Source organism: Microcoleus sp. PH2017_34_RAT_O_A, assembly GCF_020737885.1.
Lineage (GTDB): Bacteria > Cyanobacteriota > Cyanobacteriia > Cyanobacteriales > Microcoleaceae > Microcoleus.
In genome coordinates this window covers 33203-54234 of record NZ_JAEQDD010000061.1, presented here as the reverse complement: position 1 = coordinate 54234, position 21032 = coordinate 33203, and the positions used below count along the sequence as shown (strand labels likewise).

Genomic DNA, 21032 nt, shown 5'->3' with positions numbered 1-21032 from the left:
TTGGACTTATTTTATCAAAAATGCTCCCGAACTGGAGGAAATACCGGAAAAATTTGCATCAGTACCCGAAATGCAAACAGCTTTTAATATCGCCAACAGGTCAAGTTTAAACCTTGAGGAATTACAAGCATTAGAAAAACGGGAAATGTTTTTTGAAGACCAACGCGGTGCTGTTATCAAAGGGATGCAAGAAGGTCGCCAAGAAGGCCGTCAAGAAGGTCTAATTGAGGGACAAATAGCATTAATTTTGCGTCAAATCACGCGACGTACTGGTGAAATACCAGCAACAATCCAAACTCGCATCCAGCAGTTATCTTCCCAACAATTAGATGATTTAGGAGAAATTTTGCTAGATTTTACCAGTCAACAGGATTTGATAACTTGGTTGGAATCGATGTCAGCATAAAAGTATGACCCACCCTACAAGTCTAGAGTAGGGTGGGGATCCATCTATAATCTACAAGTTTGTTGAATATCTGGTAGCGACGCACCCTACCAATTATCACCACATAGCTAATCTAACAAGTCTGGTTCTCGGCGCACAATCATGTCATAAAGTGGTTGAAAGCTAAACCATCCCATGCGGTGAGAGCCTACTTGCTGCTGTGTCAAACGAGCACATTCTGGCTTGATGAGAATGGGTTTTCCGGCTGCTTCGGCCATTAACTGCGCCTGACAAGAACGTTCCATTGCAATAAACCACCAAGCTGCTTCATCTACTGTTTCACCTACTGTTAACAGTCCGTGATTTTGTAAAATAATTGCTTTTTTATCTCCTAAAGTTTTGGCGATGCGTTTAGCTTCTTCGATTTCCAAAACAACTCCGGTGTAATCGTCAAATAAAGCGTGATCCTCATAAAAAGAACAAGCATCTTGAGTCAGCGGGTCAAGCAACTTGCCCAAACTCGACCAACTTTTGCCGTAGGGTGAATGGGCGTGGGCTGCTGCGATTACGTCGGGCCGGGCTGCGTGAACTTGCGAATGAATGGCAAATGCTGCTTCGTTTACGGGTTTATTTCCTTCAACAACTTCGCCTTTGTGGTTGACTAAAATTAGGTCGCTGACTCCAATTAAACTAAAGTGCATTCCAAAGGAATTTACCCAGAAATAATCTAGGTGTTCGGGGTCGCGGACGGTGATGTGTCCGGCAATTCCTTCGCTGAATCCGAAACGACCAAATAATCTGAGTGCGGCGGCTAAACGCTGTTTGCGGTGGCGGCGTTCTTCTTCAATTGAGTTGAATGTGGGCGGTTGAAAAGTGACTTTTGGAACTTTTACTGCAATCATATATTTGGGAATTGGGAATTGGGAATTGGGAATTGGGAATTGGGCATTGGTTGTTATTTGTTATTTGTTATTTGAGCCGCGTTTCCTCAGACTTTTGACTGACATCCGTTACCTCCGCTACAGAATCCGTTGCCGAACTTCCTTCGCTCAAGCGCAAACCTACTATGTTTTTGCAGTCGAAAGTGGCGTTATTGCCGGGGCGCCGTTCGATTAATTCGATGATTTGTCCGGCGGGGTTTTGCAGAAACCACTGGGTTAATGAACCGTAGTTTAAAGGTTGATCTGACAGGGGCTTGAAGTTTTTATTTTGCCATATTGTAGCAGCATTCTGCACGTTTTCCACTCGAATCGCGACGTGGTGAACTGCTGCTAATCCTCTTTCTTGCTGGAAGCGGTTTTTTTGGTCGCCGGCTGCGTGGGGCGCATCCAATACTACTAAGCCTCCGGCTGGCATTAATAATGTCATTAAATGCAGCCATAAATCGGAGGGAATGTTAATGTTTTCCGAACAAAAGTTGATTGGGAATAAGTCGGGGCCTTCAACTGTTTTGGCGCCGAAGGGGCGAAAAGATTCGGCGTAGTTTTCGAGTTGAGTGCGACTGGGAAATGTGATGACAAAGTGGTCGATCGCAACTTTTTCGTCGTACAGGTGTGTTTCAAACGTCCAGGTTGTTAAAAATTCGGGAGTGATAAATTTGGGGTTGAATTCCAGTAAGCCGTTGTTTTCGAGGAAAGGTGAGTCAAGGTGGCGATCGAACTTTAGGGTTTGTAGATTCAAGTTTTTCATGTCTCTCACCCGATGTTAAGTACGCAAAACTGCGAATTTTGTCTGCATTCTGAAGTTGACGCACAGTTGATGCGCCTTGATTCAAAAATAACACAAAATTTAATACTGGCAAGCCGATCGCAAGTCCCAAACCTTGATCGACCAATCTCAAAGCCTAAAATAGTATCATTTGCCGATCGCGATTCCAGCCAACCACGCCGTAGTCCACGCACTTTGGAAGTTGAAACCGCCCGTCACGCCGTCGATATCCAAGATTTCGCCAGCAAAGAAAAGTCCGGGACAGCGGCGACTTTCCATTGTCTTGAAATCCACTTCCTTGAGGTTGACACCGCCGCAGGTGACGAATTCTTCCTTAAATGCGCCTTTTCCTGCGATTTGATATTCGCCTTGGACGAGTTCGAGGAGGAGTTTATCGATCGCCTTATTGGATAAGTCAGCCCAGCGTTTTTGTTCGTCAATGCCGATCGAACTTGTCAAACGTTCCCAGAGGCGGCGCGGCATCGGAAACGGACAGCTAGAGACGATTAATCGGTGCGACAACTGCGATTTGACTCCCAGCAGTTGCTGCCGCAAAACCTCTGCATTGTACTGGGGAAGCCAATTAATCAGCACAGATGTTCGATAATGGCGATCGTGCAAAAATCTCGCACCCCAAGCCGAAAGTTTGAGTACAGCAGGGCCACTGACACCCCAGTGAGTGATTAACAAAGGCCCGCTTTGTTCTAATTTTGCTCCCGGCAATTTCACCTTAGCATTCGGAACCGAAACTCCGGCTAAATCTTTGATTCTGTTATCAGCAATATTAAAAGTAAATAGAGAAGGGACTGGCACTTCTACAGTATTACCTAACTCTTTTGCCCATTTGAAACCCGACGGATTGCTACCTGTAGCGAGTAAAATGCGATCGCACTTAAAACTCTCCCCCGACTTCAACTCAACTTCAAATGTAGAGGCAATATCCCCGTGACCGTCTTCTGCGCCATTCCCCATTAACTTCTTTACATAAACGACTGCATCGCCCGTGCGAATTCTCACGCCTGCATCCTCAGCAGCGCGGATCAAACAGTTAACAATTGTCGCCGAATCGTCTGTAATCGGAAACATTCGCCCATCTTCTTCTGTTTTCAATTTCACACCGTGACTGGCAAACCAATCAACAGTATCGCGGGGTTGAAATCGAGTAAAAGCACCGCGCAGAGCTTTTCCACCTCTGGGGTAATTCTGCACTAAAACACCGGGGTCAAAACAAGCATGAGTGACATTGCAGCGTCCGCCGCCAGAAATGCGAACTTTTGCCAGGACTTGGCGGCCTGCTTCTAGTAAAGTGACGCGGGCTTGCGGGTAGGTTTTAGCGCAGGTAATTGCACTAAAAAAACCCGCAGCGCCACCGCCTATGACTGTAATTTTTAACATTCGATCGGACAATTTTTTTCTCGCTTATTCTTCTGGTTCAAAATCGGATTTTGTCACCCCGCAAGTGGGACAAACCCAATCGTCTGGGATATCTTCAAAGGCTGTACCGGGCGCTATGTCTCCGTCGGGGTCGCCTACTTCTGGATCGTAGACATAATTGCAAGTTGTACAAACGTATTTTTGCATTTGCTTCGCTCAATTTTATATTGTTAGCTAGTAAATTGTACATTACAGATCAACTTTGTGCAATACCAGAAAAATTAAATCTTTCACAAGTTACAATTCACAATTATCAAATAGACCTCGGGCAAAAATAAATAGGATGCTGCTCAGAGCATCGTCCCACATTTTTTTGGGTGCAGCGGCTTGTGCAAGCAAATATGTTTGTAGGGGCGAAGCATGACCTCGGTAAATATGGGATTATAACTAATAATTTATATGCGGTCATGCGAGAGTCCTCTTCAAAAACCAGATGCACCCCATAGATTCTGCTTCCAAGCACTCCCACTCAGCATTTTCTGCTGCTATATCCGTGTCGATTTGGTCTTTATTCGCAAAATAGTAGGCTAATGCCCCATGAATTTGTGCTAAAGTCAAGTGCGGTATTTCATCAATGATTTGTTGTGGAGTCATCCCGGCATTAAAATCAATAGCAATGTTTTATACTGTAATTCTAGTTCCTGCAATTCGCGGGCGGCCGCCGCAAGTTCCCGGCGTGCTGACAATTAGCGTTCCAATATCAACGGCAGTTGTCATATTTACCTCGATTGAGTTAAGTTTAATTTATTGTAATGCAGCTTCATTTCTACCCGATCGCACTTTCGCAACATTAACCAATGCCCTTAGCACCTTTGTTTCCTGTCGTTCATCCCATTCTCAAATCGGCTTTTCCCAAATGTCTGTGGACGGGAGATATCAACAGCCGAGAAATTGCCCTAACATTTGACGACGGGCCGCACCGGCTGCACACACCTCAATTGCTAAAAGTTTTAGATAAATACGACATCAAAGCGAGTTTTTTCTGGCTGGGTTTTTGCGTGGACAGGCATCCAGAAACGGCTAAAGAAGTATACGATCGCGGACACTGGATCGGCCTCCACGGCTACCAGCACGTATCGTTTGCCAAACTCAAAACTCACGAACTCAAACTAAGTTTAGCAGACACGCAAAAAGCAATTAGCAAAGCTTGCGATTTAGACCCAAAATTAATCCGCGACGTGCGGCCGCCAAACGGCATTTTTACGCCGCGAACATTAGAGTTATTGCAACAGTGGGAATATCGCCCGGTAATGTGGAGTGTTGTCCCGGAAGATTGGGTGCGGCCGGGGGTGATGAAAGTTACGAGTCGCGTCGTGCAGCAAACAGAAAATGGTTCAATAATTGTACTGCACGACGGTTATTGCGGCGGCGAAGATGTGGCGACTTCTGCTGATAAAATTATTCCATTGCTGTTGTATAAAGGTTACAAGTTTGTAACAATCGATCGCCTTTGGCAACAAATTTCTACCTGATGGCGTCAGTGCGATCGCTCCTGGAAACTCAAAAATCTGGTTTTAAACGGATATTAAGGGTTTCAGCAAGTATTGCGATCGAAAAACCCGGTTTATGTTCAAAAGTTCAATTTAGGAAAGAGGACGCGAAGATGGCACTAAAAGCAGACACTTTTTATAACCCGTCGCGCTTGGTAGGAGACGACACATCGAAAAATGTTACGCTTTTCGTGGGACAACTTGTTAATTTTTCTGGGGGAGGCTGGTTGTTGGGCGGAGAGGATACTGTAACGGGTTCCTCAGATGCAGAATTGATTCTAGGGAATGCTGGTGACGATCACATTTTTGGCAATGATGGCAACGATTCACTTTATGGCGGCAAAGGCGAGGATTTGCTGGTAGGAGAAAATGGCAACGACTTACTCAAAGGCGAAGTAGGCAACGATTCTCTCATCGGTTTGACAGGCGACGACATTTTGCGGGGAGGAAAAGGTAATGATGCACTGTTTGGCGGCTTCGGCAACGATACTCTCAACGGCGATATTGGTGTAGATACTCTCACCGGAGACGAAGGCAATGACGTATTTGTACTCACAAATAAACTCGGCGGTTCTACAGTTGCTCTAGCAGATACTATTACTGATTTTGACAAGGGCGAGGATAAAATTGCCTTAGCAGAAGGGCTTCAGTTTGAAAATCTCAGAATTTTGCCCGACTCTCAAAATCCAAACGATACTGTAATTCAGCAAAATACAGGGGAGTTTTTGGCAGTTTTAAAAGATGTTAGCAGCAGCACTTTAGCTCGATCGGACTTTATTGTTCCCGGCACGTTAGCCTTTAGCACCAATGATTTCATCACCAATGAAAGCAGTGTTTCCAAAACTGTCACCGTGACTCGCACAGACGGCAGTGACGCTGCTGTCAGCGCTACAGTAACGCTGGATTATCCCAATCCATTTGTTGGGGCCAGCCTGCGGCCATCAAACTTAAATGCTGCCTTTTTTCCAGTCAAGTTAGGTACAGTCAATTTTGCCGCTGGAGACACTACACCTAAAACTGTTAATATTCCTTTAGTCGATGATGAAATTCGTCATTATCCTCGATCGGCTTTGCTGACATTGACCGAACCTACGGGCATCACCAATATTAGCACGCAGAATACAGCTACATTAAAAGTTCTAGACGATAGTAACCCACCCTCTCCGATTGAAACCTTCACTTTCGTCAATGCGATCGCAGCCGACGGCGATCGACTGCTCTTCGGAGGCATCGCCCCTTTTGTAAAATCTGCAGGATCTGCTAGCTTGTTGGATACCAATACGGGGAAATACGTGCAGTCTTTTTTTCCGCCGGGGCCGGGATATCCTGTTGTTGTATTTGGCACTCAAGTCGCTCTAGCTAACAACAAAGCCCTGATTGCATCTGACTACAACCAATCATATCTGTTTGATACGAATACAGGTGGCTTACTCCAAAGCTTCAGCACTGACAATACCAAACTTTCTAACTTGGACGCTGCTAGAAAAGTCGCCTTTGTTGGTAACAACGTTCTGATTTCTCCCCCTCCAGACTTACCTTTCAGTTATCAAGAAGTGGCTCCTGCATACGTGTTTGACTCCAATACAGGCGCGCTACTCCAAAGTTTTTTCAGTCCCATCCCGAGAAATCTTTTTCCGATCGAATATGCAAGTGCTGTCGGAAACAAAGTTGCGATCGCAGGCTTAACAGACAAACCGTCCATTAATGCAGCAGTTTATCTGTTCGATAGCATCACCGGTCAACTTCTCCAGACTTTACCAAGCCCAGATCCTGGAGACGGCAGCTTTACTTTCGGCAAGGCGATCGCAGCAGTTGGTAATGATGTTCTCATCGGAGCGCCATTTGCCGATAGCGGTAGGGGTGCAGCGTACCTGTTTGACGGCAATACAGGCTCATTGATCCGAAAATTTTCCAACCCAAACCAACCCGATTTCAACTTATACACAAACGATGGTTTCGGAGGTAGTTTGGCAGTTACAGACAGTGAGATTCTGATTGGAGCCAGCTCTTACGAGTCTCAAGGCGCTGTATATCGCTTTAACAGTACAACAGGGAACTTGATAGAGACTTATTTGGGTACAGTTCCACCAGGAGCAACTTTATCCTTTCCGCCTACAACAGTTCTAAGAGTTAGTTCCTTTGGGGATAACATCGCGATCGCAGGTGACAAAGTTGCTATCACCTATATTATTCCACGCTTCCGTGTATCAGGCGCTACTGCTGCTTTGTTTTAGCAGAGATAGTCAGAAACGAGGGTTTTTTACAATAGGAATTACGCATTCCCACCAAAGAAACCGGGTTTTTCACCTAATTTGAGGGCTACAGCCAAAGATTTTCGTAAAAAAAGCCGGTTTCTTTAATATGAGTGCATAAGTGCTGTAGGTTTTGGTATATTTGCGAATTATGAGGAGGCTGTGGTATGGTTCGATCGCACAAACGTCAAGCTGTCATCGCTTTAGTGGTAGCCCTGGGGATAATCATCGGCAATTTAGTGTTTCCCGGCTTAAATGTAGCGCCAGCATTGGCAGAAGCCAAATTTAAAGATGTTAAAGACCATTGGGCTCAAGCCTGCATAGAAGAATTAGCCGAGAAAAAAATCATCAGCGGCTATTACGAAGACGGCACTTTTCGCCCGAACCGCCCCGTCAGCCGCGCTGAGTTTGCAGCGATGCTGCGGAGGGCTTTTCCTGATGCCAAAACCGTCCGGAATCCGATCGACTTTGCAGATATTCCCACGAATTACTGGGGTTATAAAGCAATTCGAGAAGCATATCAAACGGGTTTTATGTCCGGTTCCAGTGGTAGTATTTTTAACGCGACTTTGAACATTCCCCGCTGGCAGGTTTTGGTCGCCTTAAGCAGCGGCTTGAAATATACGCCTGCTGGTTCAGCGCCTGAGATTTTGAATGCGACTTTTGAAGATGCGCGAGACATTCCCGAATTGGCGAGAAATGCGATCGCCGCCGCCGCCGAAAAACAACTTGTGGTCAACTATCCCGCCGTCAAACAGCTAGAACCGACACGCAATGCTACTCGCGCCGAAGTAGCAACTTTTCTGTGTCAGGCGATCGCCAAACCCGGCAAAACAGCCTTAGTTCCCTCGCAATACATCGCGCAAGTTCCGCCGAATATCGGCCCGCCGAGAACCACAGAAATCTCGGAGTTTGGGAAAGTTAGGGCAGAAGTGTCTTTTGTCAAAGAAGCAGAAAATGCTAAAAATATCCGCATCAAAATTATCCGTGACGGTAAAACGTTACTAGAAGAACCAGTGCTGATTCCCACTCGTTCTCTAGCAGACAATCCCGACAAAAAAGCCAGCGACGAAGTATCCGAAGGGCGTTTGTTATCCGTGCGAATCCGCGATTTGGACGGCGACAAGGAACCGGAAGTGCTGGCAGATTTAGTCTCAATTAAAAGCGGCGTCCGCTGTTGCAATTATTCGTTTATTTACCGCTACGACTCAGCCGCAAAGAAATACACTCACATCAAGCATTTTTGGGGCAATGTGAGTTACGAAATTGTCGATTTTGGCAAAAATGATATCCCGGAGTTCAAGAGTCTGGACGGGCGATTTGCTGAGGCTTTTACCAATTATGCGGATTCTCGCTTACCGCTGCAAATTTGGCAGTACCGGCCAGGTAAAATGGAAGATGTTACGAAGCAATATCCGGTGGAAGTATACACCAATGGTGCTGAGTTGTGGCTGGAATCTCGGAAGCGATCGAGCGAAGATGCAGAGGTAAAAGGCGTGTTGGCGACCTTCATGGCGAGCAAGTATGTCGCGGGCCAGGAGGCAGAAGGTTGGCGGTTGTTGGAGGGAGTTTATCAAGGGCGCGATCGCACTCAATTCTTTGGGAAGTTGCGCGAGTTTTTGGTGAGCACTGGTTATGCGAGTAAGTAGGTTTGGATTTTTTTAACCGCAGATGAACGCGGACAAGCGCGGATAAGATGTAGGGTGCGCTAGGCGCACCTTAACTGGTTAATTATCTCAATCATGGATGCAAATGACACTCTCATGGTGGCTAATTTTTAGGTACGTAGTTGCGCTTCAGCGCTCTTATATATATAATACAAGAGCGCTGAAGCGCAACTACGTACCTTATATTTAATATGACAGTTGCATCTAGGACTTTATTTATTTTGCTTACCATTCAAAGTCTCTCTGCACATATTCCCCTAATTCTCGATTGTGCGGCTGAAAATATTCGTGCAGTCGCTGACAGACAACATCATTCGCCGGCTGATAATTACCACCGTTATATTGTTTGTAGTCGCGGAGTTGATAATCTGGTAAATCTAAAAAATTAAAGACTTGGCTGAGTGTCGCAGCCGGATTCGCATAAAATTCTTCACTCTGCAATATTAAAAACTGTTCCCTGGGAAAAAGATTCATCCACTGTTTGAGACTGCAAACATAAAGACTCTTATAAATATAATGACAATCTTTCCAATAACTTTTATCTGCTAAACTTGTTTCGGTAGCGTCTGCGAGTAATTGTAACTCGGCATCGATCGCCTTTTCAAACGTCCTGGATTCCGTTCCGCGCCTCACCAGCATTTGATAGTGCGACAAAGCGCGATCGACTGGATTTCGCAAAATCACAATCAGCTTAACTTTTGGCAAACATCCGTGCAATCTTGACGCAGCTAGCGGGTGAGTCAGATAAGTCGGAGTTGCTTCTCCTGTCAAAAAATGATGCGCGTCTATTGGCGGCGGAAAGTGCGCTTGATACCAAGCTAATCCTTTGTTGAAATGTTCTGAGAAGAAACAGATTTCTTTATTGGCAGCAGGTAAAATCTGCGGGTGCGAAGTGATATATTTGTAGAGAGAAGTTGTGCCGCACCTCGGAGAACCGATGATGATGAAATCGGGTTCGCGCAATTGGGTTGAATTCCATTTTACTTGCGACAGTTCCGGGCGAGATGCTACAGTTTGCAAGCGGACTGCGGTTTGGAAAAGGGCGATCGACTCCTGGATTTTTCCCTGCTTGCTCAGCGCCACAGCCAAGTTAATGTAGGCTAAGGGAAAATTTGGCAAAATCTCGATAACTTCGCGGTACAGAGCCACCAAACCGTCAATGAGAGGAGAATCTTTGGGGAGGGGCGCGTACATTAACGGGAAGTAAGCGGCGGTAAAGTTTGGTTGCAGGAGAATGGCTTTTTGGTGACAGGCGACGGCTGCGGCAATTTGGCCGTTTTGTTGCAGGGCTTTTCCTAAATCGTAGTAAGCTGAGGGCGAATTGGGATTTTGGACGATCGCATTTTCGTAAAGCGCGATCGACTGTTGCAATTTCCCCTCTTCCTTTAGTGAATCTGCCACAGAACTGTCATCAAAGTTCATACTGGAATCCTGTAATAACCGCGCATCATCACCTTAATATCCAAATGCTTCATATCTGCCGTAGAAGCATCGTGAATCATATTTTCAGTCGGTGCAATATAAGCCTCACCCGGTGCAATTCTCAGCTTCACCACCGGATATTCTGGGTAGCGCTGCATAAACTGATAAGTTAACTGTCGCGTCCAAGGTTTCCCAATATCAGCACCAGAACATCCCAGCATTTGAAAAATGTCCATCTCCGTCAAATTCACAAACAAAAAATAACGGCTGTCCCGCCCTAAATTCACACAAATCCGATTAGTAGCCTCCTGCTTTTTATCCAGCGGCAGATTGTCCCAACTATCAGTATGCAAACCGTTGCGACAACCGCGTTTGTTATCAATTGTCGCCGTACTCAATCCCGGCTGTCGGCCTCCCATACCGCTGATAACTGGCGGCGAATCCGACAGACAAAAAGGCTTAAAATAGTCAATTAGTCGATCGAGTATCTGTCCGCATTTTTTCTGAGACTTAAACTCAGCCACCTGTAGGGGAGTGGTTAGCGAAGCGATAGCAGCATCAGCCAACAAAGCCAAAACATCCGCAGGTAAACGCACAATTCCGACACCCGCATAGTGGGGCGGCGGTTCGTCTGTCCAAAGCAGCGCCGACTCTGCGGGCGTCGGTTCCCTCCAAGGTTCTTTGGGCATAAAAGCACCTTCACAATACTGAAGGCGATCGGGCGAAGTGTCAACAGCTAGCTGCGTACCCGAACTCAGCCACACTCGGGGAATTGTGCACTCTTTTGTAGTTTCTAACTCCCGATTTTGACAGCGATAAATTACTATACTTTGACGGAGATTGCACATTATTTAATATTGCTCAATCGCACTTACTAAAAACCTGTTTGCAGCATCGGACTTTAGTCATATATTCCCTATTTGAAGTTCGTAGTAAGGACTTTAGTCCTATCTTCTAAGTTTCAGGTTCGTAGTAAGGACGGGAGCATCTCACTTTTGCAAAAAAGCAATTTCTTTACAGTGCGAGCGTCCCCGCTCGCGATCTATACTCGCGAGCGGGGACGCTCGCACTGTAAAATCAAAACATCAAAACTGAGATGCTCCCGTAAGGACTTTAGTCCTATCTTCTAAGTTTGTAAAGCAAGGACTGAAGTCCTGACTGCGAACTTTTTAAAGTTGGGAAATCTTGCTTAATGAGTGCAATGAGTGCAGTGAGTGCAGTGAGAACACATCGCCCCAACCTCAAACCCTTCAGCATTCGGGAACTGCCAGAGAGTTTGTGTTAAAGTTGTGCGATCGACATTCTGGCGAGGAACCGAAGAAAAAGTCAAGACGCGGGCTTCATCGTCTGTGCTTTCCACCAAAATTTCGCCCTCAGCAACCTTAATTGCATCTCGGTGCAAAATGCTGATCCCGAACATTCCAGTCATTCCCAATTCTGACAGTTTACCCGCAATTTCATTCAGAAATTCCGAGTTATTGACAACAGCTTCTGACCGTTCAACTGCTGCCAAAACAGCTTCAGTAACGCGGACAAATTCTAAGGGAAACCAAACCCATTCGCCTGATGCTTGATTTTGTTCCACCTTCCACATATAAGGAATAGCATCGCCGTATTCTGCGGTTGGCTTAACATAAGCATTGTTGCCATCAAACTCTTCAACCAACCTCTCGTTATCCGAGAGGTCAAAGTGTTTGTGAAGCAAGCAGATACCAACCTGTTTTTGCAAGCCGTGACTGCGGATGATAGCACCGAGTTCGGTCATGTTGTCTTGGGCTTGTTCCAGCAGGTCTCTTGCCGTGAAAAAATGCTCTAAACTATCGAAAACATCTGGCTTGTAAGATGTCAGCATACAGGTTTAGGTTCCTTCTAAATATTCACTAAGTAGACGATATTTAACTTTTGCTCAAATGTCAACTAATTGCTCGCTATTCGCAGATTAATCTTTCTTATGCGTGAATATACCGGGATTTTATGAAAAATACCAAAACCTGTTGCTGTTTTAGAGCCTAAGCTAAAATAAATATAAAATATCAGATCTAAAATCACTTAAAATGGTATATTCACCTGCTCCTTGGCACCTGCAAGGTTATGCTGTTCAGACTTTGCAATTGGTAGATGTAGCACGAGTGCGCCCCTTGGTTCCCTCTGAGTTAGAAATTGTCTGTTTATTGCCAGGAAAAACGCTAGGTGGCATTTATATATCCTCCTACGGGCTGGGTTCCGTGATGGAGTACAATGAGTTAATTGTAGTTAGCGCGATCGCCAGTTATGCAGGAAAATGGGGCGCTTGGATTTCGCACATCTACGTAGACAACCCTAACTCAGTAGCTGGCGGGCGCGAAATTTGGGGACTTCCTAAAGAATTAGCTCAGTTTAGTTGGGAAGGCAGCGATTCAGTAAAAGCATCACCGCTAGGCTACCGCGTCACAGTTAGCCAAGGAAATCTGCAACTGTGCAGTCTCAATTACAGCAAACAAAGTTTTGGATTTCCCCTACCTTTGAGCGGAAATATTTTTAGCGCCGATCGCACAAATTTGCTAATGTTTAAAGGAGAGTTCCAGTCTCGCATCGGCTTTATCAAAGGCGAAGTAGAAATCTCTGAAGAGAGTCATTTTGCCAATCTAAATTTAGGTCAGCCATTGCTCGCAGTTGGCTGCGAAGAGATGCATTTAATTGCAGGTGCGCCGAAACTTGTAGGGAACATAGCTGCTGAATTCACTTATTAGCTGGAATCGGTAGGTGGGCAATATAAATATATAGCGGCTATCAGAAAGATGAGGTACGTTGTTGGGCTTTAGCCCTCTTTGTCTGGGAGGTTATGTAAGCTGTCAGTCATACCTCATCTTTCTGAGAACCGCTATATAGCCTTTCTTAAAAAGATGAGGTACGTAGTTGGGCTTGGGCCCTCTTCGTTTAGTGGTTATATAAGCTGTCAGTCATACCTCATCTTTCTGAGAACCGCTATATATCTTTTGCAAAATTCCTTTTAATCAAATTTTGGAACGGGCAAGATGCCCGTTCCACAAAAAGAATTTTTTCTGTGGAACGGGCAGAAGAGCCCGTTCCTAGCTATTTTTGCAAAAGGTTTAATGCCCACCTTACTTTACTCAAATTAAATGCCAGCGCCCGGAGCGACTTGGGCACCCATTTCTAAAACTGTACCGCGCAGGAAATCAATTTGCTCTTGAAAGTCCATGCCTTGAATCTTTCCTAATAAAGCTTGTCCAGCTTCGGGAAGTTGATAGTTAGGAGGCACGGGAATAATAGTTCCTTCATCCATTACCACCTTCTAAAGTAGGGTTCGTAGTGAGGACTTCAGTCCTTCTTAATTTTTGCGGACTAAAGTCCTCACTACCAACTTTCTACAGTAAGGTTTGTAGTGAGGACTTCAGTCCTTATTAATTTTTGCGGACTAAAGTCCTCACTACGAACCTTTTTTTACGTAGGAACCGAGATAATAGGATTTCAAAGAAAATAGGCTGGAACACAGCCAGCCTAGAATCAGGAGAACTTTAATGGAAACTTGTGGAAATTCTAGCTAAACAAACCCGAAATACCGCCGACTGCTATTGCTCCAGCCAATGCCGAAACCACCACAGAAGTTAGAGCCGTACCGAACAACCACCAAGCAGCAGTTGCGGCGGCTTCCCGCGCATCTTCTGCTTGCTGTTTGGTCTTGTTCTTGATCTCTTTAATCCGTTTTTTGGCTTCAGTTTGCAGGCGTTCGGCGCGCAATATAACGCTGTCCCGGGCTCCTTCCATTTGGTCAACAATTCGGTGAGCGTCTGTCTCGGAAATATCGGAACGAGAACTCAGTAGCGCTACTAAAGTACCGCGATCGAATTCACCCAAACGCTGTTTAATCGCGTCAAATCCGGCCTGCGGATCGTCAAATACTTTGCGGAAGTCCCGCTTGATTCCTTCGTAATTGAGCTCCGGGCGATCGAGCGAATTGAGGTAATCCCGGATTTTTGAGAAAATACCGTCAATTGTTGACTGGAACTTGTCTTGTACCATTTGAATTTGTTCGACAAACTCGTTGCGGACAGATTCAATACGATCGGCAATTTGGTTCGCTTCCTCTTCGGAAATGTCTTCCCGCTGGGACAGCAAGGCTACCAAAGTACCGCGGTCAAAGTGCTTCAGCCGATCGCCCAAACTTTGCATCCCCGCTCCGGGTTCGTTAAACAGCAACTGCAAATCTCGCTTGATACCGTCAGGATTGAGCTCTTCCTTGTCCGTATTCCGCAAGTAATTTTCCAAACTTCCTTGGAAATCCTTGACAGTTTTTTGAGCGCGAGATGCCAAGCGGCGGGGCGATTTCACGATGCTGCGAATCGAATCTTGCACGCGATCGATCGTCCGATTGATTTGTTCTTCGCTCAAATCTTCGCGCTGCGAAAGCAACTTGACCAAGGTTTCGCGATCGACCTGAGACAGTCTTTCCCGCAGCGCCAAGGCACCTTCTTTCGGATTTTCAAACAATTTGGTCAAATCCCGATTGATGCCTTCAGGATCGAGTTCTTCCAGGTTAGTATGGCGCAGGTACTCGCCAATTTTGGTAGTAACTTCCTCGTACTGCTGCTTAGCTTTGTCTGCAACTATTTGCGGCGCGTGGATAATGTTGTCGCGCACGGATTCGATTTTGTCGATCGCCCCATTTACCTGTTCTTCGCTGAGATCTTGGCGCTGCGACAGCAGTTGCACCAGAGTATCGCGATCGAATTGAGACAAGCGTTCTCTCAGCGCTTTCAAACCAGCTTGCGGGTCGCTTAACAGCGTTTGAAACTCGCGCTCGATCGCTTCAGGATTGAGTTCTTCCTTATTAGTATTGCGGAGATACTCTTCTACCTTTTGGCGCACTTCTTGCGCTTTCGATTTCGCTTGCTCTTGCAATTCTTGTGCTTTGGAAATTACGCGATCGCGCGAACTTTCGAGCCGCCCGATTAACTGATCCGCTTCCTCGGGGCTAAAATCTTCCCGCTGGCCGAGCAATTGTACCAGAGTATCGCGATCGAAGTGTGACAGGCGATCGCGCAAAGCCTCAAAACCAGCATCGCGATCTTCCAACAGCGCTTGGAAGTCCTTCTCGATACCTTCAGGATTCAATTCTTCCTTGCCAGTCGATCGCAAATAATTCTCAATCCGACTACGCAAATCTTGAGACTGTTCCTCACCAGCAGCACCTTGCACAATTTCCAGAACTTCTTGGCGCACGCTTTCAAGCTGTTCAGAAATTTCCGCAGCCTGTTCCGGACTGAAGCCCTCACGGCGCCTCAGAATGCCTGCAAAATACTCAGGATTTAACATCTCTAACTGGCCCAAAACAGCTCCCGGAGAAGCTTCGGCATCGTAAATAACATCCCTAAATTCCTGCTTGATAGTTTCTCGGTTGAGATGCCAAGGTTGAGCATTTAGCAAGTAATTTTCCACATCAGCCTTCGCTGTATTGAAAGGCAGCGCAGGCACTTTGTCGCCCACCTTAGAAGCCAAAGATTTAGCTTGTTCCTTGCCTTTTTCAGTCAATTGCTGCAACTGACCAGAGATTTTTTCCACATCCAAATCCGACAAATCCGTCCGCGACAAAACAGTGCCGACAAGAGCTTCCACACCCAACAGCATCGCGCGCTTCATGCCGCTGCTGGATTCTGATTTGTTTTCCCGAGTTTCCAGAATTTGAGATAGCTTGGCATTGAGTTCATCAGACTTCAGCAAATCTGGAGCCGCAAACTTGAGAAAATCAACCAACTCTAAATTCGGGTCTTTCTTATCTTGCTGCTTGCCGAAAGTTTGCTTCCAAACACCTTCGAGTTGGTCGGCAACTTGATTGATTTCTTCCTTAGAAAAATCGCTGCGGCTGCTAATTAAATCCACAAAAGTCTGGCGGTTAACATTCTTCAGAACATCGCTTCCCGCCAGAGATTTGATATCAGTATCGCCCAGCAACTTTTCAAATTGACCGCGAATTTCCTTAACATCCAGCTTCGGTAACTGCAAAGAACCGACATAATCTTGGATGGTTTCGCGAATGCTATCCGGGTCTACAGCCGAGCCCAACTCGCGGCGGACAGCAGCCACAGACGCCTCTACAGTGTTTACCATTTGGTCGCTAGCCATCTTGCCGCCGATCGCAGAACCAGCAGTACCCATGACACCTTGAATGCCGGAAAAAGCAGTTTTAATCAAGGAACCAATCATCGAACCGACGGCGCTAGAACCGAGCCATACCAGCGTTAAAAAGTACGCCGACCAAATGACCACACCAATAATTGCCGCTCCATCTACCGAGGCAATTGAAGTTAGTTTGACCGCCAGAAAACAAGCTAAGAATAAAGCTAGGTTAACTGTGACTAAAATCCAACCGCCGACTAAGCCTTCGATTTTGCGAACTTTAGTGCCCAAAGTTTCGGACTCATCATCGTCATCGTCGGGTAAAGCCTCGTCCCAGTTGGAGATTTTAGCAGCGATCGAGAAATTTGTTAACAGGAATTGGAAGCCAAAAGCCATGATGACTCCGGCGATTAATGCCACAAAAAACTGAGGGCTCAGAAACATCAGCCCTCCGAGATCGGGGTGGTCAAACGGGACATCTATTTCTATTGGCATTTGAGCAATATTGAATTTGGGGCTGTACAGCGACATTAATAACTCGCTTTCAAACATAAATTACCTCCTAAAGTTTGATGCCGAATTAGGCATATTGAAATCTGCCCCTAACTTTTAAGTAGGGGATTTGCAACTTTTTAGATGGTGGTTTGTTTCGTCAGGCTTTATCTTACAGAAGCCTTGATTCGTGCAATCCGGATGAGTAGTAAATCAGTTCTCTAGCTATGTCATCCTTACTGCTGATTATGGCTCTTGAAGCTGAAGAATAAATCCCTCTAAAGTCAGAAATGGTTTTTTTTGTGAGTGATAGCAGCAGAGTTCGCCCAAAAAAGGCAAATGTTTGTAGGGGCGAAGCATGACCGCAGTGAATATAAGATTATAACTAATAACTTATATGCGGTCATGCTTCGCCCTCTTCAAAAACCAGATGCACCCGGCAAGTTTGAAGCGGGGGCGATCTATAGTAGTAAGGTACGATGCGGCGCACCCTACATATCGTAGAGTGCGCTCTATAGTTAGGATTCCGTTTGATTTTTCCGGGAGAAAACGAGCTAGTAATTCCGGGCGATCGAGCTGCATAATCAGTCGTATGATTTCAAGAGGTTCAAGTTGAATCAAAGGCTCAATTATTGGGGCTAATTCTTCATCGATTTCGCCAAATCTTACTTGTAATATACTCTCAAGAGTCTCGCGTTTACTTTGCTGAATACCTTGCTGAATACCTTGCTGAATACCTTGCTGAGTTGCTTCTTCAAGCCGTTTTAAATAGAGCGGTGACAGTTCCATAATTAACTCCCGATCTTCTCGATCTATGTCTTGGCGGACTTCTCATATCGTTCGCAAGTTGTACAACAATTCTAACGCGTTCAACCGAAACAAATTATCAGACGGTAATTCTCTCAATTCGGTAATAGCTTGCTTTTGCACGTTTCCCTTCCCCAAAACCCTCAGCCACAGCGTTTCGGGAGTGCGGGGGAGTTGGTGAATAGCAATGATTGCTGCTTTCAGAGACACATTCAAAAAATAAACTCCACTTACCCAATTTTCAGGTTCAGAAGTCGCCCCAAATCCAGCTAGCATCGCATCGGAAACAGTCGGCGACAGTATCCAGAGTTGCGGCAAATCAGCCTCTGCAATCCGGGTATTATCTCTAGTGGCGACTCGTTCATATTCGGCATGGACATCAAAGAGTTTACCCAGACAACTGCGAATTTCTCCGGTTTGCACAGGACTGCGGAATGGTTCAATTACAGCGGGTTTTGCTGCAATTTGACCCAGAATGCCGAGGGCTGTGGGTTCTACATCCGGTTCCGCTTTTGGGGCAAAGAAAACGTCAATCTGCCTCACTTCTCCAGCAATGTCATGGCTGGTTGCGACATTACCGAGAGGGGTTAATAGTTCTTTGAGATATTGTTTTGCGAATTGATCGTGAATGAATCTGGTTATGAGAATTATCAGCTATAAACTGTTTAAAAACCTCACGGGCAACTATCAACTAAGAGAGGGTTCTCACGGGGGCACTGCCCCTACCTGTCAACGGGAGCATCTGTGTTTTGCATTTATAGTGCGAGCGTCCCCGCTCGCGTATTGTACAGTACGCGAGCGGGGACGCTCGCACTATGAATAATAAAAAAATGCTTTTTACAAAACTGAGATGCTCCCCCTGTCAACTATCAACTGTCAACCGTCAACTGTCAACTGTCAACTATCAACCGTCAACTGTTTGCAGCATTTCCCCTCACAGTTGCGCCGGCTGCGAATACAGCCGTACTCCTCAAAACGTTCGCTGTGTTTGCGAACAGTAGGATAGGCTACCAGATGTAAAGGAATTCCGATTAATTTGTACAGCAATCGACCAGCAGCATGAAGAATATCCCAAATTTCGCTTAAGTTAGGTTCTCGCACAAATTCTCCAATTTCATCTTGTAATGCAATCCACTGAGATAGGAGAGTAGGATGGTGACAATTATCAAATGCTGCCATACCTTTTTGATAATTTTTCCAAAGTTTATTCATAGATTTCATCAAATCAGGCTGAGTTCTGATAATATCAGAAGTTAATCTGAGATGACAATTATCCGGTATTTTAAGGAAATCAGCCAATGCGACTCTCTCAAATGCTTTTCGTCACCCTGCGGGAAGACCCCGCAGAAGCAGAAATCCCCAGCCACAAACTATTACTCCGTGCTGGATACATCCGACGCATCGGTAGCGGTATTTACGCTTATCTCCCTTTGATGTGGCGAGTTCTTAAAAAAGTATCCCAAATTGTGCGCGAAGAAATGGACGCTACCGGCGCTCAAGAATGTCTCCTCCCGCAACTGCAACCGGCCGATTTGTGGCGGGAATCCGGCCGCTGGGATACCTACACTCAAGCTGAAGGTATCATGTTTGCTATGAAGGATAGGCAGCAGCGAGAAGTGGGACTGGGCCCGACTCACGAAGAGGTAATTACTACAATTGCTAAGGATATGATTCGTTCTTATCGGCAATTACCCGTACATCTCTATCAAATTCAAACTAAGTTTCGTGATGAAATTCGCCCGCGTTTTGGGTTGATGCGCGGTCGCGAATTTATTATGAAAGATGGCTATTCTTTCCACACGAGTGAAGAAAGTTTGAAGAAAACTTATCAGGATATGGCTCAAGCTTACAGCAATATGCTGCGCCGATCGGGCTTGGAATTCCGAGCGGTAGATGCTGATTCTGGTGCGATTGGCGGCTCTGGTTCTCAAGAGTTTATGGTGCTGGCAGAAGCGGGTGAGGATGAAGTTCTATATACTGAAGATGGTCAGTATGCTGCTAATGTGGAGAAGGCTGTGTCGATGCCTGCTGATGCCCAAGCTTCGCCTTTTGCAAGTTTTGAAAAGCGGGAAACGCCGGGAACTGAAACAATTGCTAAACTTTGCAAGTTTTTGAAGTGTTCTCCGACGCAAGTTGTCAAAAATGTGCTTTATCAGGCTGTTTATGATAATGGCATGACTGTCTTGGTGTTGGTAAGCATTCGCGGTGACCAAGATGTGAATCAGGTAAAGTTGCTGAATGAATTGACAAAGTTAGCGGGAAATTATCAAGCTAAAACTGTTTTGTTTTTGACTGTTCCTGATGTGGAAGCTCAGCGGAAATGGGCGGCTAAATCTTTGCCTCTGGGTTATATGGCTCCGGATGTTGCTGATGATTATATCGCTGGAAGTAAGGAGGTAAATTCTAAGTTTTTGCGTTTGATCGATCGCACTGCCGTCGATCTAACAAACTTTGTCACTGGTTCTAACGAGTCAGGATACCACGTGGTCGGCGCCAATTGGGGTAAAGAATTTCCTCTGCCAGCAACGGTTGTGGGCGTCAGAACTGCTAAAAAGGGCGATCGGGCGGTGCACAATCCCGAACAAACTTTGCAAACCGCCAGAGGCATCGAAGTCGGCCACATCTTCCAATTAGGCACCAAATACTCGCAAGCCATGGGCGCCACCTACACCAGCGAACAAGGCGAAGAAATGCCCTTTATCATGGGCTGCTACGGCGTCGGCGTGTCGCGGCTGGCTCAATCTGCGGTAGAACAATCCTACGATAAAGACGGAATAATCTGGCCAGTGGCGATCGCGCCGTATCACGCCATCATTAGCATCCCCAATATTTCCGACGCCCAACAAGTAGAAGTCGCCGAAAAACTCTACAATGAACTCAACCAATCCGGAATTGAAACCTTACTAGATGACCGCGACGAACGAGCAGGAGTTAAATTCAAAGATGCAGATTTAATCGGCATTCCCTATCGCATTGTTCCGGGTCGTTCGGTGAAATTAGGGAAAGTTGAAGTTGTGGAAAGAGCAACTCACAAAGCCCATGAAATTCTGATTGAGGAAGTCAATTCTACTTTAAAACAGTGGATTGATGCTGCCATCAAATAAGTTTTTGTAACGGTAATACCAATTTAATGTGAAGTTGCATATATCTCGATCCCCTAAATTCCCCTGGTGGGAGGGGGGACTTTGACCGGAATCTTGTCCCCCCCTTAATTAAGGGGGGTTAGGGGGGATCGGATTCGGGAGTAGCCTCACAAAAAATT

16 protein-coding genes and 2 pseudogenes are annotated in these 21032 nt (G+C 45.8%); 6 read left to right on the top strand and 12 right to left on the bottom strand.

Annotated elements, in window-relative coordinates; genetic code table 11:
- A partial coding sequence (locus JGK11_RS20650) for a DUF4351 domain-containing protein (RefSeq protein ID WP_293181163.1) occupies window positions 1-406 on the top strand: 406 nt, incomplete at its 5' end.
- A gap of 107 nt (window positions 407-513) precedes the next feature.
- Here the strand turns inward: JGK11_RS20650 and JGK11_RS20645 are convergent.
- From JGK11_RS20645 to JGK11_RS20625, 5 genes and pseudogenes are all read right to left on the bottom strand, one after another.
- A complete protein-coding gene (locus tag JGK11_RS20645) occupies window positions 514-1287 on the bottom strand; it encodes a class II aldolase/adducin family protein (RefSeq protein ID WP_293181160.1) in 774 nt (257 codons plus the stop codon).
- Between the two features lie 67 nt (window positions 1288-1354).
- A complete protein-coding gene (locus JGK11_RS20640) occupies window positions 1355-2074 on the bottom strand; it encodes a hypothetical protein (protein ID WP_293181157.1) in 720 nt (239 codons plus the stop codon).
- Between the two features lie 165 nt (window positions 2075-2239).
- Window positions 2240-3487, bottom strand: a complete 1248-nt coding sequence (locus JGK11_RS20635) for an NAD(P)/FAD-dependent oxidoreductase (protein WP_293181154.1) — start codon at window positions 3485-3487, stop codon at window positions 2240-2242.
- A gap of 24 nt (window positions 3488-3511) precedes the next feature.
- A complete protein-coding gene (rd, locus tag JGK11_RS20630; RefSeq protein WP_293181151.1) occupies window positions 3512-3673 on the bottom strand; it encodes a rubredoxin in 162 nt (53 codons plus the stop codon).
- Window positions 3674-3931: 258 nt separating this feature from the next.
- Window positions 3932-4243 (bottom strand): annotated as a pseudogene (locus JGK11_RS20625) (DUF433 domain-containing protein).
- Between the two features lie 80 nt (window positions 4244-4323).
- Between JGK11_RS20625 and JGK11_RS20620 the strand changes: the two are divergent.
- The 3 genes from JGK11_RS20620 to JGK11_RS20610 all read left to right on the top strand — a co-directional run bounded on the left by JGK11_RS20620 (window position 4324) and on the right by JGK11_RS20610 (window position 8917).
- On the top strand, window positions 4324-4998 hold the full coding sequence (locus tag JGK11_RS20620) for a polysaccharide deacetylase family protein (protein WP_293212649.1): 675 nt from the start codon (window positions 4324-4326) through the stop codon (window positions 4996-4998).
- Between the two features lie 131 nt (window positions 4999-5129).
- Entirely contained in the window at window positions 5130-7250 is a 2121-nt protein-coding gene (locus tag JGK11_RS20615; RefSeq protein ID WP_293212647.1) for a hypothetical protein, read from the top strand.
- Between the two features lie 185 nt (window positions 7251-7435).
- The gene (locus JGK11_RS20610; RefSeq protein WP_293212645.1) at window positions 7436-8917 is read left to right on the top strand and encodes an S-layer homology domain-containing protein; all 1482 of its coding nucleotides are present in this window, start codon (window positions 7436-7438) and stop codon (window positions 8915-8917) included.
- 243 nt (window positions 8918-9160) lie between these two features.
- Here JGK11_RS20610 and JGK11_RS20605 read toward each other — a convergent pair whose 3' ends face one another.
- The 3 genes from JGK11_RS20605 to JGK11_RS20595 form a co-directional block, all read right to left on the bottom strand.
- The gene (locus JGK11_RS20605; protein ID WP_293212643.1) at window positions 9161-10357 is read right to left on the bottom strand and encodes a tetratricopeptide repeat protein; all 1197 of its coding nucleotides are present in this window, start codon (window positions 10355-10357) and stop codon (window positions 9161-9163) included.
- Window positions 10354-11205 (bottom strand): hypothetical protein, encoded by an 852-nt coding sequence (locus tag JGK11_RS20600; RefSeq protein WP_293212641.1) that lies wholly within the window; start codon window positions 11203-11205, stop codon window positions 10354-10356. Before JGK11_RS20600 ends, JGK11_RS20605 begins: the two co-directional genes overlap by 4 nt.
- 341 nt (window positions 11206-11546) lie before the next feature.
- Entirely contained in the window at window positions 11547-12209 is a 663-nt protein-coding gene (locus JGK11_RS20595) for a glycerol-3-phosphate ABC transporter substrate-binding protein (protein WP_293191017.1), read from the bottom strand.
- Between the two features lie 202 nt (window positions 12210-12411).
- Between JGK11_RS20595 and JGK11_RS20590 the strand changes: the two genes are divergently transcribed.
- On the top strand, window positions 12412-13086 hold the full coding sequence (locus tag JGK11_RS20590) for an acetoacetate decarboxylase family protein (protein WP_293181127.1): 675 nt from the start codon (window positions 12412-12414) through the stop codon (window positions 13084-13086).
- A 386-nt stretch (window positions 13087-13472) separates the two neighbouring features.
- Here the strand turns inward: JGK11_RS20590 and JGK11_RS20585 are convergent, their stop codons facing one another.
- The 4 genes and pseudogenes from JGK11_RS20585 to JGK11_RS20570 form a co-directional block, all read right to left on the bottom strand.
- Complete coding sequence (locus JGK11_RS20585; protein WP_293181124.1) at window positions 13473-13640, bottom strand: orange carotenoid protein N-terminal domain-containing protein; 168 nt, start codon at window positions 13638-13640, stop codon at window positions 13473-13475.
- Window positions 13641-13894: 254 nt separating this feature from the next.
- Window positions 13895-17023, bottom strand: coding sequence for an MFS transporter (locus tag JGK11_RS20580; RefSeq protein ID WP_293212639.1), 3129 nt, complete (start codon window positions 17021-17023; stop codon window positions 13895-13897).
- A gap of 486 nt (window positions 17024-17509) precedes the next feature.
- Window positions 17510-18412: pseudogene (locus JGK11_RS20575) on the bottom strand (hypothetical protein); the annotation flags it as partial.
- Between the two features lie 255 nt (window positions 18413-18667).
- Complete coding sequence (locus JGK11_RS20570; protein ID WP_293181117.1) at window positions 18668-18982, bottom strand: hypothetical protein; 315 nt, start codon at window positions 18980-18982, stop codon at window positions 18668-18670.
- Window positions 18983-19068: 86 nt separating this feature from the next.
- Between JGK11_RS20570 and proS the strand changes: the two genes are divergently transcribed.
- Entirely contained in the window at window positions 19069-20874 is a 1806-nt protein-coding gene (proS, locus tag JGK11_RS20565) for a proline--tRNA ligase (protein ID WP_293181113.1), read from the top strand.
- The last annotated feature ends 158 nt before the right edge of the window (window positions 20875-21032 follow it).

Bases quoted from the DNA above. Each gene is read 5' to 3' on its own strand.
- JGK11_RS20640 (WP_293181157.1), bottom strand. From the start codon at position 2,074: ATGAAAAACTTGAATCTACAAACCCTAAAGTTCGATCGCCACCTTGAC.
- JGK11_RS20645 (WP_293181160.1), bottom strand. From the start codon at position 1,287: ATGATTGCAGTAAAAGTTCCAAAAGTCACTTTTCAACCGCCCACATTC.
- rd (WP_293181151.1), bottom strand. From the start codon at position 3,673: ATGCAAAAATACGTTTGTACAACTTGCAATTATGTCTACGATCCAGAA.
- proS (WP_293181113.1), top strand. From the start codon at position 19,069: ATGCGACTCTCTCAAATGCTTTTCGTCACCCTGCGGGAAGACCCCGCA.
- JGK11_RS20595 (WP_293191017.1), bottom strand. From the start codon at position 12,209: ATGCTGACATCTTACAAGCCAGATGTTTTCGATAGTTTAGAGCATTTT.
- JGK11_RS20590 (WP_293181127.1), top strand. From the start codon at position 12,412: ATGGTATATTCACCTGCTCCTTGGCACCTGCAAGGTTATGCTGTTCAG.
- JGK11_RS20600 (WP_293212641.1), bottom strand. From the start codon at position 11,205: ATGTGCAATCTCCGTCAAAGTATAGTAATTTATCGCTGTCAAAATCGG.
- JGK11_RS20615 (WP_293212647.1), top strand. From the start codon at position 5,130: ATGGCACTAAAAGCAGACACTTTTTATAACCCGTCGCGCTTGGTAGGA.
- JGK11_RS20635 (WP_293181154.1), bottom strand. From the start codon at position 3,487: ATGTTAAAAATTACAGTCATAGGCGGTGGCGCTGCGGGTTTTTTTAGT.
- JGK11_RS20585 (WP_293181124.1), bottom strand. From the start codon at position 13,640: ATGGATGAAGGAACTATTATTCCCGTGCCTCCTAACTATCAACTTCCC.
- JGK11_RS20605 (WP_293212643.1), bottom strand. From the start codon at position 10,357: ATGAACTTTGATGACAGTTCTGTGGCAGATTCACTAAAGGAAGAGGGG.
- JGK11_RS20580 (WP_293212639.1), bottom strand. From the start codon at position 17,023: ATGTTTGAAAGCGAGTTATTAATGTCGCTGTACAGCCCCAAATTCAAT.
- JGK11_RS20620 (WP_293212649.1), top strand. From the start codon at position 4,324: ATGCCCTTAGCACCTTTGTTTCCTGTCGTTCATCCCATTCTCAAATCG.
- JGK11_RS20570 (WP_293181117.1), bottom strand. From the start codon at position 18,982: ATGAATAAACTTTGGAAAAATTATCAAAAAGGTATGGCAGCATTTGAT.
- JGK11_RS20610 (WP_293212645.1), top strand. From the start codon at position 7,436: ATGGTTCGATCGCACAAACGTCAAGCTGTCATCGCTTTAGTGGTAGCC.